Source organism: Nonomuraea wenchangensis (assembly GCF_900111685.1).
In the GTDB taxonomy this organism is placed as follows: Bacteria; Actinomycetota; Actinomycetes; order Streptosporangiales; family Streptosporangiaceae; genus Nonomuraea; species Nonomuraea wenchangensis.
Genome location: NZ_FOHX01000002.1, coordinates 455,941 through 470,246, shown reverse-complemented (window position 1 = coordinate 470,246; position 14,306 = coordinate 455,941). Strand labels below are relative to the sequence as shown.

The window sequence follows — 14,306 nt, the reverse complement described above, 5'->3', positions numbered from 1 at the left end:
GAGGCCGTGCCCCAGGAGTCGCCCCCGCAGCCGTCCGACGTCCACTACTCGGTCTCGACCTGGCAGCAGCCGGTCCCGCCGCCGGCCTCCGCCGGCCGCGCCCGGCTCGTGGCCGAGCTCGCCGCCCGCGTGCTCGCCCGCGGCTCCGGCCGGCTGCTGGTGGGCCTCGACGGCCTCACCGCGGCCGGCAAGACCAGCTTCGGCCACGAGCTGGCCGCCGAGCTCGCCGCCCGTGGCCGCACGGTCATGCGCGCCACCCTCGACGACTTCAAGAGGCCGTGGAAGGACCGCCACCTGTACGACCGCGAGTCGGGCGAGGGCTACTACCGCAACGCCTACGACTACGACACGCTGAAGCGCGTCCTGCTCGACCCCTTCCGCTCGCCCGAGGCCGCCGAGTGCGCCCTGTGCTCCATCGACCCCCTGACCCAGGTCGACCACTCGGCCACCACCACCCCGCTGACCGCCGACGCGGTGCTCGTCGCCGACGGCGTCTTCGCCTTCCGCCCCGAGCTCGACGGCTACTGGGACTACCGGATCTGGATCGACGTCGACGCCGAGCTCTCGGTCCGCCGGGGCGCCGCCCGCGACCAGGACTGGGCCGGAGCGGCCGCCGAGGCGGTGCACCGCGACCGCTACCTCGTCGCCGCGCGCGTCTACCTGGCCGAGGCCGGCCCGATGGAGCGCGCGGACGCGATCGTGGACAACACCGCCTTCGATAGCCCTCGCCTCATCCGTCCGGCTGGATGACGGCGGAGGCGGGGCGGCGCCAGTACGTCAGGTGCCGCAGCCACCACTCCACCGGCCCGTACCTGTGCCGTCGCAGCCACCACCGGCTGTAGCCGACCTGGGCGGCGAAGACGGCGCAGGCGATCAGCACCTCCAGCGGCGGGCTGACCCGGTCCATGAGCGCGAAGCCGTACCCGGTGAAGATCAGCGAGCAGATCAGCGACTGCGCGAGGTAGTTGGACAGTGCCATCCGGCCGGGCGCGGCGAGGATGTGGCCGAGGCGCGGCAGGCGCGGCAGCAGCCGCAGGAACGTGGCCGCGTACGCCGCCGCCAGCAGCGGCGCCGTCACCAGGTCCACCGCCTCGCCCCAGAACTTGTGCGCCGTGCCGGTCCAGGCCGACGCGGTGTAGAAGAGCGCCCCGGACAGTCCCACGGTGAAGCCGATCCACTGGAGCTTGCGCAGCGCGTTCCGGTGGGCGGTGGTGTCGTGCAGGAGGCCGAGCTTGCCCACGGCCAGCCCGATGAGGCACGCGGCCAGCACCGCGGGCCCCTGGAAGAACACCCGCAGGACGAGGATCAGCGACAGCTTGCGTACGTGCTCCTCGACGATCTGCGCGAAGCCGCCGACCAGCGCCGCGTCCGAGCGGGCGGCCTCGGCGGCCGTGTCCGCGACGGTGTGGCTCATGTCCAGCCCGGCCGAGGTCATGACGGCCAGCAGCACGAACGCCAGCGCGAGCAGCGCCGTCAGCCCGGCGGCCAGCAGGACCGCCGCCCGGGGCGTGATCCGGCGCAGCACCAGCAGGGCGATGCCCACCGCCGCGTACGTCGTCAGGATGTCGCCGGGGAACAGCAGCACCGCGTGCGCCATCCCCAGCACGAACAGCCCGCCGAGCCGGCGCACGAACATCGGCGTGAAGCGGCGGCCCTGCCGGGCGGCCGAGCCGAGCTGGAGCGTGAAGCTGTAGCCGAACAGGAAGGAGAACAGCAGGTAGAACTTGTTCTCCAAGAACAGCGTCACGGCCCAGCGCACCGCCCAGTCGAGCGGCGCGTTGAACGCCGGTTCCGCCTGCCCGGCCATCCGGTAGCCGGAGGCCAGGAAGGCGATGTTCACCACGAGGATGCCCAGCAGCGCGAAGCCCCTCAGCGCGTCGACTGAGGCGATCCGCGAGCCTCTACCCGTTACGGGTGCTGCGTCCGGGATTGTGGAACGTGCCTGCTGTGATCTCATCACGGGTCATCATTCCGCACATCCTGAGAGTTTCCTGTGAACGAAGTTAGTTATTTGCCGCGATATAGAGGAACCGCTCAATAATCACGGCGAACGCCACCACGAACGAGGGGATCGCCAGGTAGAGCAGCCGCCTCCTGGCGCGTCGCGCCCGGTTGGGGCCGTTGAGCCGGATGACCTCGTATCCGAAGAGAGTAGCCCAGGTCAGGCCCAGCGCGGCGATGCCGACCGGTGTCCACGGCGAAGTCGGCTCACCCCGGCCCGTCTTGTACGGCCTCGGCTCCGGCGTCTCCGTGCCGCGGACGAACTTCTTCCAGGTGTAGAGCGCCGCGTCGTCGTTGGAGTAGACCCGCTTGAGGTCGGGCGAGGCGTCCAGCGCCGCGCGGAACCGCTCGCCCCAGTCCGCCGGATAGCCCTCGTTGAGCTGCAGGTAGCTCACCTGGCCGCGGCTCACCATCAGGTAGGAGTTGCGGGGCTGCTCCTGCAGCGCCTTGACCGCGTCCGCGATCTGGGACGGATCCTTGTGGACCAGCGCCTGCACGTTGAAGCTGACGATCTCGACGTCCCGCTCGCCCCACGGCATGGTGGGCGTCACCTCGGGCCCCAGCTTGGGCACCAGGTAGAGCACGCGGGCGCTCGGCTTGTCGTTCGCGTAGACGTGGTGCAGGGCCTCCACCTCGCCGGTGGTGACCCGCTCGAACTTCTCGTTGCCGTAGCGCGCCATCAGGAACGCGAAGGCGAACAGCACCGCGAAGCAGGCCGCCAGCACCACCGAGAGCTTCTTGGTGAGCTGCGGGTCGAAGCGCACGTTGCGCCTGCGCAGCGGCACGGTCTCCTCGCGCACGTCCGCGCTGTCGGCCGGCAGGTTGGGGAAGAAGGCGTACGCGGCCAGCAGACACGCCCCCGGCAGCGCGAACATGTAGATCCGCAGCCCGATCTCGCCGCCGTAGCTCTGCAGGCCGAGCGCCAGCACGGGCACGCAGAGCAGGATCAGCGCCGAGCGGTCGAACACGCCGCGTCGCAGCCGCCGCACCAGACCGGTCGCGGCCAGGCTGAGGATCACCACGAGGATGCCGAGCCGGGCCTGCAGCACCATGGCGTGCGCCGGGTCGCTGCCCTCGATGCGGTCGCCGGTGTTGCTGCGCAGGTTCTGCAGGATGTTGCCGAGGCCGCCGAAGATCGCGTCGATCTGGCTCGACCAGAAGCCGACCGTCATGTAGCTGATCCAGGCCAGCACCGCCAGCCCGAGGAAGAACGGCAGCGCCCACGTCAGCGACGTCCGCTTGACGATCAGGAACGCCGTCAGCACGCCCAGCATCATGAACGGCGTGATCTGGTGCGAGGCCACCGACGCCAGGAACAGCGCCACCAGCAGCATGAACATGAGCAGCTTGTCGGCACGGAAGGTCCCGGTGTTGGCCAGCTCGCCCGGCGTCATCGCGTCCAGCCGGCCGATGAGCCTGCGCAGCCCCTTCGCCGGGATCGGCTTGGTGCGCGGCTCCACCCGCCCGAACCAGCGCAGCAGGATCGCCACCCACGCCAGGTAGAGCGCGAACGTGAAGCCCTGCGGCGAGAAGTAGTCCTGGCCGATCCACTGCACCAGCACGAACAGCAGCGCCGCGAACCAGCGCGCCCGCGTCGTCGCCACCACCTGACGCAGGATCAGGACGAACGGCAGCAGATAGAGCAGGTTGGACAGGAGCGGCGTCCACTGGAGGATCGTCGTCATGTCCTGGATGCCGGCCGCCTTCGTGACGAACGCGAACAACGCGAAGAAGCCCGGCCAGCCCATGCGGGCGTCGATGCTGATCGCCGACTCGCCGGTCCTGCTGATGAACTCCACGAAACCGGCATGGATGTAGGCGGTCGGGAACCGCGGCTCCGACGCGACCAGCGCGCCCGCGCCGTGCAGCGCGAACGTGATGGCGGCGATCTGGAACAGCAGCAGGAACTTGCGGTCGGTGCTCTGGGCGACCGTGACGAAGAACGACACGATCATGATGAGGATCGCCAGGAACGCCGTGGGCGGGAGGGCGGAGATCAGCCCCAGGCCGTCGATCTTGGAGGGATCCACGCCACGGAAGGGCCCCGGGGGGACCTTCAGGGCGAGGACGTACATGACCAGGCCCTCCAGCACCAGCAGGACGGGCAGCCACGTGGGCGCACTGGCCACCAACGCCCCGAGCCGCCCCATCACGCCACCCGCCGCCCTGGCCCTCTTGGGCGCGGCGCCCCCCTTGGGGGCGACAGCGGGCGCAGGCACGGGCTCGACAGCGGGCGCCGTCGCAGGCGCGGCGGCAGGCGCGGGAGCGGGAGCGGGCGTGGGTCCCGCGACGGGAGCCGCCGCGCTCGGACCGGCCGCCGCCTGCGACTCGCCGGGCGCATCCGTACGAAGCGGTATGGACGCCCGCGACACGGCCCGCGTCGCCTCCACCGCCTCGGACGCACCTGCGGACGTCGACGCCTCTTCCGCCGTCTCCGAGTCCGCCTCCGTCTCCGTGAGAACGGGCATCGACACCGTTCCGGCGCTCGCCAGGTCGGCGGCCTCGGCCTCCTTCGCCGTCGGCGGGCGGCCGATGTGAAGGGCGGAGGGGATACGGAAAGTGGCGGTCTGGTCCGCGGCCCGGTCGTCGACGTCGTCGTCGACAGCCGTGCCCCCGTCAACAGCGGCGTCCCCGTCGGCAGGAACGGAGCCGGAGCCCTTGCCGTCGGCGTCCTTCTTGCCGGCGCGATCAGCAGGGGCGTCGCCGCCGGAGGGCGCCTCGTCGAACGTCAGTCTGGGGATGATCCCCGTAGCGTCCGGGTCGAAGGGCACGTCCGACTCCTCCTTGTTCCCATGCACGTCCGAGGAGCCGCCGCTCACCATTCTGATGCCATCGCCGTCCGGTTGCCTCACGCTGACCATCATGAGGCCCCGGACAACCCCTGGGTGACAGTCTCCCGCCCGGTCTCGTCAATTTTGAGAATCTTACGTAGCTTTCCAAAGATCAAAAGCGCCATAAGCAGCTCGCTGAGGAGCAGTCCGTACCCCACAGCGTTCACGTTGGCGACCGGGAACAGGGCCAAGGTGGACACCAGCACGAGCGCGGCGAGCCCGATCTGCACGGTCGCGAGCGCGCGCGCCCTGCTCTGCGCCCGCAGCGCGCTCAGGTAGACCTCGATCAGCACCCGCGGCAGCACCGCCAGCGACATCAGCCGCAGCAGCAGCGTGCCCTCCTCGGCGAACTCCGAGCCGAAGATGGTCAGGATGAGCGGCGCGCCCAGGATCACCACGGTGATGATCGGCGTCACGATCATGAACGCCCGCCGCAGCGCCCGCCGGCAGTTCTCGGCGAGCCGCGCCCGGTCGAAGGAGCCCTCGACGGTGAGCGAGACGGCCATGTTCATGGCCAGCAGCTCGATCATGCTCGCCAGCGTGTGGGCCATGGAGAAACGCCCGAACGTGGCCTCGCCCACCTGCGTGGCGACCACCACGGGCACCAGGTAGACGATCGCCAGGATCGACAGCGTGCCGGGGAAGTCGCCGGCCAGGAACCGCCCGACCTCCCGCAACTGCGGTGGCTCCTGCGCCGGATCGGCCTGTTTGACGTGCCGTGGCACGACGAAGCCGAAGATCAGCCAGTTGACCGGGATGAGCGCGAGCGCGGTCGGGATCATCCAGGAGACGAAGATCCCGCCCGACGGCAGCGCGCCCGCGAGCGCGACCAGCAGCCCCATCTTGACCAGGCCGAAGGCGAGGTTGTTGAACGGCACGATGGTCGCCCGCCGCAACCCGGTCAGCACCACGTCCTGGAGCGTGAACACCGCCCACACGAGCACGGACCCCAGGAAGAACAGCCCGGGCCCGAACCCGCCCAGCACCTGGTAAGTCTGTCCCCACATCGGCAGGGTCAGCAGGAAGCCGAGCGCCGCCACCCCCCCGGTGGCGGCGGCCAGCCCGTACCCCCTGAGGATCAGCTCAGGGGTGCGGCGGCCCGCCACCGGCAGGAAGCGGGCCAGCGCGCCGACGAAGCCGAGCGCGGTGAGCGACGCGAACAGCCGCATCGCGGTGATGACGGCCTGCCCGCGGCCGAACTCCTCGGGCGTGTAGTAGTGCGCGGCAAGCAACCAGTAGCCCATGCCGAGCACGCCGGTGACCACGGTGTTGGCCATGAGGGCGTAGCCCTGGCGGAACAGCGGGTTGCGCAGATCGTGGAGGATCCTGCCCCGGACGCTAGACATTTCCGCGCACCCGCTGCAGCCCGTACCTCGTGCGCCGCACGACCGCGTACCCCTTGGTGAGGATGCGTTCGCGCAGGTAGATGAGGGGCACGGCGTTGCCTTCGACGGCGCGCTTGAACATGCCGATGGTCTGGCCCTTGCCGACCGTCAGCCGGGGGATGGCGAGGATGTCGTGGCGATCGGCGGCGATCGAGTTGTTGACGGCGCAGGCGGCGAAGTAGCCGGCCTTGCGCACCTCGCGGCGTACGCGGGCGCTGCTGTAGCCGTAGGGGTAGGCCATGGTGGCGACCGGCGCGCCGATCTTCTCCTCCAGCAGGCCCTTGTTCCTGCGCAGCTCCTGGCGCAGCTCGTCGTCGCGGAGCTGGTCGAGCTGGGGGTGGCTGTGGCTGTGGCCGCCGATCTCGATGCCGGTCTGCGCGGCCTCGCGGGCCTGCCCCCAGGACAGCATGGCGTCCAGGGGGCGGCCCGCGGCCTCGGCGCCGGCGTCGGCGACCCAGCCGCTGGTCAGGAAGACCGTGGCGGGGAAGCCGTAACGCTCCAGCAGCGGCAGCGCGTGGCTGTGGAAGTCGGCGTAGCCGTCGTCGAAGGTCAGCACGACCGGCTTGGCCGGCACGCTGTGACCGTCGATCCCGTTGAGCGCGGCCACCAGGTCGCCCAGGGTGAGCGGGGTGAAGCCGGCGCCCTTCAGGTGGTCGAGCTGCTCCTCCAGGTCGCCGGGACGCACCGCGTGCGGCTTGGTGTCGTCATTGGGCGTGTCCGTGACGGAGTGGTACATCAGGATCGGTACGCGCGTCATGACCGTGCCACCTTCAGGCGCGCGGAGCCGACCACGTAGCCCCAGGTCGTCCAGGCCAGCCCGATGACGATCGCGAACGCCCGGCCGAGCCCGCCGAGGTCGCCGCGCAGCGCCTCGCCGAGGCCGCGCAGCGCGCCCAGCGGCAGCGTCTTCATGGCGTGGGCGCGCTCGCTCGACAGCCCGTCCTGGGTGCCGACCTCCTGCGTCACCAGCGCCTTCGACAGCCCTTCCGCGTAGCACCGCGACCGGAAGTACGCGAACCGCTCCCGCTGCGCGGACACCTTGTGTCCGATGAGCGCGCGCGGCTCGAACAGCATCACCGAGCCCGGCTTGCGCTGGCTCAGCCGGATGCAGAACTCGGTCTCCTCGCACCCCAGGGGGCGCGACTTGCGTCCCTGCACGCTGCGCCCGATGCCGCTGTGGAAACCGCCCACCTCGGACACGGCGTCGCGCAGGAACGCGGCGTTTCCGCCCATGACGTTGCGGATCGGCGCTCGTACCGCGGGCATGCCGCGGTAGGAGCAGCCGACCGTCCAGTCGAACTCGTACGGGAACCACCCCGGCCGCCGCCCCGAGGCCCAGATGGGCTCGGTGCGGCCGCCCACGCCCACCACGCCGGGTTCCTGGAAGCCCTCCTCCAAAGCTTCCAGCCATCCCGGGTCGGCGACCGCGTCGTCGTCGAGGAAGGCGACGATCTCGCCGGCCGCGGTGGCGACGCCGGTGTTCTTGCCACCGGACAGCCCCTTGTCGTGGGTGTTCTCCACGACGACGGCCTGCGGGTATTCGCGCTTGAGCTTGAGATGCAGCTCGGGGTTGTGGTCGACCACCAGGATCAGCTCGTGTGCCGGGCGTGTCTGGTTCTCGACCGACTCGACTGCCTGCCTGATGTCCTCCCACCGTTCCTCGGTGTAGACGCAGATGACAACAGACGTGTTCACAACATGCCTCTTAACGGAAAATTACGCGACGCCCCGGTCGGCGGCGGGCCGGGCCGTGGGCTCGGGCTGCGGAGCGCTGGGCTGGCGGCGCCACTCCTTCAGGATGGTCTTGAGCACGCGGAAACCGTCCCGCACGACGTGCAGGTTGCTCTCGCCGTGGATGCGGTTGCGCTCGTGACTCGGCACCTCATGCACCTTAAGCCCAGCCTTCGCCGCACGCACGTTCATCAGCGTCTCGACCTCGAAGCCGTCGCAGTCGAGGTTGAGCACGTCGAGGTGACGCGCCCAGAAGGCGTTGTAGCCGTAGCACAGGTCGGTGTACTTGGTGTTGTACATCACGTTGACGATGCCGGTGAGGACCTTGTTGCCCAGACGGCGGTTGACCGTCAGGTCGTCGCTGCCGCCACCCGAGGCGTAGCGCGAGCCCTTCACGAAGTCGGCGCCGGTGACCAGCGCGCCCACGAAGTTGATGATCTCGCGGCCGTCGGTGGAGCCGTCGGCGTCGATCATCACGATGATGTCGCTGGTGCAGGCGGCGAAACCGGCGGCCAGGGCGTCGCCCTTGCCCTTGCCGGTCTGGGTGACCACCTTGACGTTGGGACGCAGGCGCCTGGCCACGGCCACCGTGTCGTCGGTCGAGTTGCCGTCGACGAGGACGATCTCGTCGATCCACTGCGGGATCGTGGCGAAGACGTGCGGGAGGTTCTCGGCCTCGTTCATGGCCGGCACGACCACGCTCACCGTCGGCGAGATGGCGAGGTGCGGGGTGACGGGCGTGAAGCTGCTGGGCGGCGGCATGGAACGGAGGGGCGAGGTGTGGGCCTTGCCGTTGTGCTTGGTGATCTCGGGACTCATGGCGAGGGATATCCTTCCGTGGGCCCTCCCCTGCGAGCCGGCTTGCACCGTTCCCGGGTGCTGCGGAAACGGCGATGCCGGTGAAGGGTGCATCGGAGGGTCCTGTGGAGTGAGGGTGTACGGGATGCCGGACTGCTGGGTGGGAGCGGTCAGCGCGCTCCCGTCGCTTCGTTCGCTACTGCGTTGGGTGACTCCTGTTGCTGCTGCATCGAGGTGCGCACCCGACCGAAACCCTTGAGGACGCGGTCGGCCGCTCTATAGAGAGACGGCCGGTCGAGGACAATTGTTCGGGCTTTGTTCAAAGGAGTTCGGCCCATCCAGTGCACGGCCGCTGACGCGGACGGCCGTGACACCCGGCCCTCGGCGACATAGAGGGTGCCGCTCTTGAGCCAGTCCTTGTATTCCTTGCCGCCCTTGCCCATGTCCACCATGTGCAGGCCCGCCTTCGCGGCGGCCTCGGCCATCTGCAGGTGGTGGACGATGCCGGGGGAGTATCGGGCGTACTCGGTGTCGTAGGCGGGGAACCACCCTACAAGCGTGGTCGCCGTACGGAGGCCGAAATGCCCGGCCACCGGTACGTCACCGGCATAGAGCATGGTCAGAACGCCCCCGAAGTCCGATGCGTTCTCGGCATGCATCATCTCGGTCAGCTCGACGATCCACGGCTGGGCGAAGCGGTCCACCCGGCCGGTGCGGCGGTACTGGTCGGACTTCCAGGCCAGCAGGATCCGCAGGACCTCCGGATCCATCGTGGACCAGGCGAGACGGAGCTCGCCCTGCTCGCGGCCGAGCTTGCGTTCCTTGTAGCGAACGGTCTTGAGGTTCTTGGGAGAGTTGGACTTCACCTGCTCCAGCCAGGCGTCGAAGCCCTGGGTGAAGTCCATCACGGGGGCGGGGCGGACGTCCTGCTCATAAGGGGCGAACGTCGGCTGCCCGGCCACCAGGTGGTCGAAGTCGAACACGCTGAGCTTGCAGGCGCGCAGCAGCGCCTTGGCGTCGAGCTTCAGCTCCGGGCCCGCGATCAGGCCGTGGCACGTGGTGAGGAAGCCGCCGAGCGGCTTGCCGATGCCGAAGCTGTGCCGCTCGTACGGGAAGAACCCGGCGATCCGGCCGCCGTCGCTGATGACCGCCACCCTCACGTAGTCGCGCAAGCGGTCCATAGCCACGGCGAACTCGACCGACAGGAACGGGTTGTCCAGACTCGGGTCGGCCTTCTGCAGCTCACGCCATCGGTCGCGCTCGGCCTCGCCGAGCTCTCCCGGCCGAACTACCTGGATTTTCACCTTGCCCTGGCCCCCTGTTCGGTCTGCATGCTCTTCCCCCGGTACAAGACGCGCAGCACGTACATGAAGCCGCCCAGCACGGCGACGGTGGCGACACCGGCCCTCGGGGACCACGCTCCGAACAGGAGCATGGCCTCGGCGAGCAGTACGTTCATGACGAGACTTGCCGCGGCTCCTACGGATAGTGCGGCGAGGGGGTCACGATCGCGCAACAGTCCCACTACCGCCGCTCCTGGCACGACCAGGAGGAACAAGGAGATCAGGAACGGGCGCAGCGGCGTCTCGATGTCGAACAGCGCCACCGCTGCTCCGGCGACGCAAGCGAGCCCCACCAGCCAGGCGAGGGCCTTGCGGCGTTGCTTGAGCATTTCCTTGACTCTCTCCTGCTCTCAACTGGTCACAGCACGATTGATCGCAGTTCATGGGACCAATCCGTGCCCGGACACGTCAATGCCGACGCTTGGCGACGCGCCTCGGTTTACCGGCAGGAAGAGGTTTCTTGTGTGATCTTCGGCACACACCCGAGCAATCTCCGGCCCCGACGCGGTCCCCAAGCACACCAGAATGCCCTATGCGACATGGGATACACGAGTCAGGGTCCGTTACATCCCCGTTTGTCGAGAAAATTGCTATCTACCGTCCGTTGATGCCCGCTTTATTCCCGATTCATGCCATCCAATCCAGAACTCGCCATTCCTGTGGGCGTCGCGACGGGTTCTGTGGGAGTCGGCACGGGGTCGTGGTCGGGCGGTCCCGCGTCGTCGGACGGGCCGCCGTCCCAGCTCAGCGAGCAGGTCGAGGTGCCGCCGTTCGAGGTGAACGACACCCGCCCGTCGCCCCCGTCCTCGGGGGCGGTCACCGTCACCCGGACCCGTACCGACCCGCCGGCCTTGATAGACCCGCTCGCGGGGGAGACCTCCAGCCCCTGGGCGGCGGTCGCCAGCCAGGACACCGCGGCCCCCCGGGCGCTCAGCCGGATCTGCGCCACGCCGTCGTCGACCGCCTTCGGGCAGGACGCGCCGAGCCGGGGCGCCGGGGCCGGGCGGCGGGTGTTCCGCGCCGGGGCCCGCCTCGGCGGGGTGGAGGGCAGGGTCGCCGGCCGGGTGGTCGGGCGGGTGGCCGCCGGCCGGCGGTCCGGCGCGGGCCGGCGCGAGGCCGACGGGCTGGGCTCCGGCGACGGCGTCATCCCGTCCTGGTCCGGCACCGGCTCAGGGCTCTCGTCGTACGCGGAAGGCTCGTCGTACGCGGGCGGCTCGTACACCGAGGGCACGGCGGAGGCGGCCGGCGCGGCCGGCGCGGGCGCGAACCGCAGCGACGTCTTGTCCGCCATCTCGCCCCCGTTGATCACGACCACCGTGCCGGTCGCGGCCAGCATGCACGCGCCCGCCAGCACCACCGGGGCGAGGCGGCGCGGCCCGCGCCGGCGGGAGCGGCGCTCGCCCGCCACCGGGAACCCGGCCCGGTCGAAGCCCTCGCCGCGCTCCACGATCAGGGTGCGGGTCTGGTCCTGCCCGGGGCTCACGCAGGTCTCGATCACCCGGCGGCGCAGGGAGAGCGGCGGGTACCCGACCGGCACCAGATCGAGCAGCCGCCCCCCGTCCACCTGGCCGCGCCGCCGCTCGCCGCACACCTCGCAGCCGCCGATGTGCCCGGACAGCCGCCGGCGCAGCAGCGGCGTGAGCGGGCCCTCCCAGGAGTCGACCATCGCCGACAGGTCCGGGCAGTGCGCCCGGCCGGTCCTCGCCAGCACCACGGCCGCGACGGCGATCTCCACGTGGTCGCGGGCCCTGGCCAGCCGGGCCGCGGCCTGCCGCGAGGTCAGCGCCAGCACCGCGCCGACCTCGGACGGGGTGAGACCGTGGCGCAGCGACAGCTCCAGCACCTCGCGGTCGACGCCGGACAGCTCGCCCAGCGTCTCGTGCACCAGGTCGGCCAGCTCGGGATCGGGCTCCTCGTCCAGGTCGGGCAGCGGCGGGCCCTGCGGCGGCGTGCCGCGGTGCGCCAGGCGGGCACCGATCTGGGACCTGGTCAGCGCGTACAGCCAGGGCCGCAGCCGGCCGGGCTCCCTCAGCCGCTCGATCCAGCCCTGGGCGCTGACCAGGGCGTCGTGCACGGCGTCGGCCGACAGGTCCGGCTCGCCCGTCAGGCGGTAGGCGTAGTCGTGCAGCCGCTCGCCGTAGGAGTCGAAGAGCGCGGCGGGGGCGTCGGTGTCCGCGCGCCGCAACGCCTCCACCAGCTCGTGGTCAGCGGCGCGATCGACGGTCGGCCATCCAGGCACGGATTCCCTCCCCGCGGGTAGACGGGCTTGTGAGCCCCACGCGGAGAGGACGCGCCCCTTTTCGGGAGGGTTCGCCCGTCATGCCCGATGGGCATGAAACGTCAGCCGTCGCAGTTGGGCGTGCAGAGCCGGCGCTCCATGCCCTGGAGGAAGAAGTCGCGGACCTGGAGGACGTCCTTGGCGATGTACGCCTCGCCACCCGTGGCCTTCGCCACCGCGTCCATCTGCTGCTTGCCCTTCTCCGCCTCAGGACCGAACGCGATGAGCAGGATGCTGATCGGCCGCTTCGGGTTGTAAGTCTTCTTGAGGTAGTCCAGCAGCCCGGCGTTGGACAGGCCCCCGTCGGGGTCGTCGTTGCCCGCGCCGTCCGTCAGGATCAGCAGCGTGTTGATCTTGTCTTCCTTGTACGTCTTGCTGAGCTGCGCGTAGGCCGCCTTGACCGTGTCGTTCAGCCCGGTGTCGCCGGTGGCCTTGGCCTGCGTCTGCGCGAACGCACTGACCAGCATCTCCTTGCGCAGCACGCCGTTGATCGACTCGCTGACCGGGCCGACCGACACCAGCTCCCGCCAGTCCTTGCCCTGCCCGTCCAGGTGCGTGGAGAACGTCCACAGCCCCAGCTCCGAGTCCGCGGGGAACAGCGCCAGCCCCTCAGTGGCGATCTTGTTGATGGCCTGCATGCGGGTCATGCCCGTGCCCGGCACCGGCAGCGCCATCGTCCCCGAGACGTCGAGCAGCGTGAGCAGCCGGGTGCCGAGGTTCAGCCGGGACCAGGTCTGCACCATCCGCGTCACGGTCGCCGCGTCCGGCGGGGTCAGCGCCTGCGGCGTCTCCTGCGCGAAGCCCTTCTCCTTCGACAGGTTGTCGCCCGCCTTGCCGTCGGCGCTGCGGAACCCGGCCTCGCGCAGGATCTTCTTGGCGGAGTCGCCGGACAGCTCCTTCTTGAAGCTCGCCGCCGCCTTGAGCGTCGCGGCGTCCTTGGTGAGGATCGTCACCGGGTAGTCGAGGCTGAGCGTGCCCTCCTCGGGATAGAGGGCGACGATCGGGGCCTCGGGCTTGCGCGTGTTGTGGAGGTAGACCGCCTGCTCGGAGGCCACGCCCACCGGCACCCGGCTGCCCGACTTCACCGTGAGGCTGGCCAGCAGGGCCGAGGAGTCGGAGGCGAGCTGGCCCGACAGCTCCTTGAGCGCGCCCACCAGCGCCTTGTCCTGCTTGGCCGCCTTGGCCGTGCCCGCGGCGGCGAGCAGCGCGGTGAGGCCGGCCGAGTTCTTCTGCGGGTCGAGGGCGAGCACCCGGACCTTCCTGCCCGGGCCGTCCACGTTGGCCACGTTCGCCGCCGCGATCAGCGAGGTCCAGCTCGGCTTGAGCGTGCCCTCCAGCTTCGCGGCGGACGTCTTGGCCGTCGCCAGCACGACGGGGGAGAGCGCGACGGAGCCGTCAGGGCGCGGCAGCCCGTCCCCACCTGCCGCGCGCATGCTCTCCAGCAGCAGGCTGGAGTCGGCCACCCAGAAGTCCGCGTTCGACTTGCCCGCGGCGATCGCGTTGGCGGTCCTCGCCGCCGACTCCTTGGTCACCGTCACGTCCACGCACTTGCTGTCGACCGAGTGCATGGCCTTGTTATAGTTGCCCGCGATCTTGTTGAGCGCCGGCTGGATGTCGGGGGTGGCGACGACGCGCAGCGCGAGCTTGCCGTCCGAGCAGTCGTGGTCGCGGTTGAAGATGACGAACGCGGCCACACCGAGGAGCACCGCCAGCGCCACGGCGCCGGCCAGCGGCACGAGCACGCGGCCCCGGCTGCTGCGCGCCCTGCGGCGCGAGGGGGGTTCGGCGGCCCGGTATCCGCCGTCGAGCTCGTCTGTGCGGTGTCGCCCCACGATGTCCTCTTCGGTGAGTCGTGACCTTCCGGAGACCCTAGCGGGAGTTGCTCCGCAATACTCCGGGAACGATACTCGGTGCGGTCAGTGGTGCAAAACAGCCCTTT

The 14,306-nt window shown here is 70.3% G+C and carries 11 protein-coding genes; 1 reads left to right on the top strand and 10 read right to left on the bottom strand.

The window, feature by feature from the left end; genetic code table 11:
• The first annotated feature begins 6 nt into the window (after positions 1-6).
• Complete coding sequence (locus tag BMW85_RS06245; protein WP_091078022.1) at positions 7-750, top strand: nucleoside/nucleotide kinase family protein; 744 nt, start codon at positions 7-9, stop codon at positions 748-750.
• On the opposite strand, the gene BMW85_RS06240 is transcribed toward BMW85_RS06245, so the two are convergent.
• From BMW85_RS06240 to BMW85_RS06190, 10 genes are all read right to left on the bottom strand, one after another.
• Positions 731-1,840 (bottom strand): DUF418 domain-containing protein, encoded by a 1,110-nt coding sequence (locus BMW85_RS06240; RefSeq protein WP_245774654.1) that lies wholly within the window; start codon positions 1,838-1,840, stop codon positions 731-733. The two genes, BMW85_RS06245 and BMW85_RS06240, sit on opposite strands and share 20 nt — an antisense overlap.
• Before the next feature lie 163 nt (positions 1,841-2,003).
• The gene (locus tag BMW85_RS06235; protein WP_177240516.1) at positions 2,004-4,853 is read right to left on the bottom strand and encodes a hypothetical protein; all 2,850 of its coding nucleotides are present in this window, start codon (positions 4,851-4,853) and stop codon (positions 2,004-2,006) included.
• Positions 4,854-4,861: 8 nt separating this feature from the next.
• Positions 4,862-6,178: a lipopolysaccharide biosynthesis protein gene (locus BMW85_RS06225; protein ID WP_091078013.1), complete on the bottom strand. Its 1,317-nt coding sequence runs from the start codon at positions 6,176-6,178 to the stop codon at positions 4,862-4,864.
• Complete coding sequence (locus BMW85_RS06220) at positions 6,171-6,974, bottom strand: polysaccharide deacetylase family protein (protein ID WP_091078011.1); 804 nt, start codon at positions 6,972-6,974, stop codon at positions 6,171-6,173. Before BMW85_RS06220 ends, BMW85_RS06225 begins: the two co-directional genes overlap by 8 nt.
• Complete coding sequence (locus tag BMW85_RS06215) at positions 6,971-7,912, bottom strand: glycosyltransferase family 2 protein (protein WP_091078009.1); 942 nt, start codon at positions 7,910-7,912, stop codon at positions 6,971-6,973. Before BMW85_RS06215 ends, BMW85_RS06220 begins: the two co-directional genes overlap by 4 nt.
• A gap of 21 nt (positions 7,913-7,933) precedes the next feature.
• Complete coding sequence (locus BMW85_RS06210; protein ID WP_091078006.1) at positions 7,934-8,767, bottom strand: glycosyltransferase family 2 protein; 834 nt, start codon at positions 8,765-8,767, stop codon at positions 7,934-7,936.
• A 149-nt stretch (positions 8,768-8,916) separates the two neighbouring features.
• Positions 8,917-10,050, bottom strand: a complete 1,134-nt coding sequence (locus tag BMW85_RS06205) for a GNAT family N-acetyltransferase (RefSeq protein ID WP_091078004.1) — start codon at positions 10,048-10,050, stop codon at positions 8,917-8,919.
• Positions 10,047-10,418, bottom strand: a complete 372-nt coding sequence (locus BMW85_RS06200) for a hypothetical protein (RefSeq protein ID WP_091078002.1) — start codon at positions 10,416-10,418, stop codon at positions 10,047-10,049. Before BMW85_RS06200 ends, BMW85_RS06205 begins: the two co-directional genes overlap by 4 nt.
• 287 nt (positions 10,419-10,705) lie before the next feature.
• On the bottom strand, positions 10,706-12,328 hold the full coding sequence (locus BMW85_RS06195; protein ID WP_091077999.1) for an RNA polymerase sigma factor: 1,623 nt from the start codon (positions 12,326-12,328) through the stop codon (positions 10,706-10,708).
• Between the two features lie 101 nt (positions 12,329-12,429).
• Entirely contained in the window at positions 12,430-14,199 is a 1,770-nt protein-coding gene (locus BMW85_RS06190) for a substrate-binding domain-containing protein (protein WP_245774653.1), read from the bottom strand.
• Between the last annotated feature and the right edge of the window lie 107 nt (positions 14,200-14,306).

Coding starts and splice junctions, on each gene's coding strand:
- BMW85_RS06200 (WP_091078002.1), bottom strand. CDS start 10,418: ATGCTCAAGCAACGCCGCAAGGCCCTCGCCTGGCTGGTGGGGCTCGCT.
- BMW85_RS06210 (WP_091078006.1), bottom strand. CDS start 8,767: ATGAGTCCCGAGATCACCAAGCACAACGGCAAGGCCCACACCTCGCCC.
- BMW85_RS06225 (WP_091078013.1), bottom strand. CDS start 6,178: ATGTCTAGCGTCCGGGGCAGGATCCTCCACGATCTGCGCAACCCGCTG.
- BMW85_RS06220 (WP_091078011.1), bottom strand. CDS start 6,974: ATGACGCGCGTACCGATCCTGATGTACCACTCCGTCACGGACACGCCC.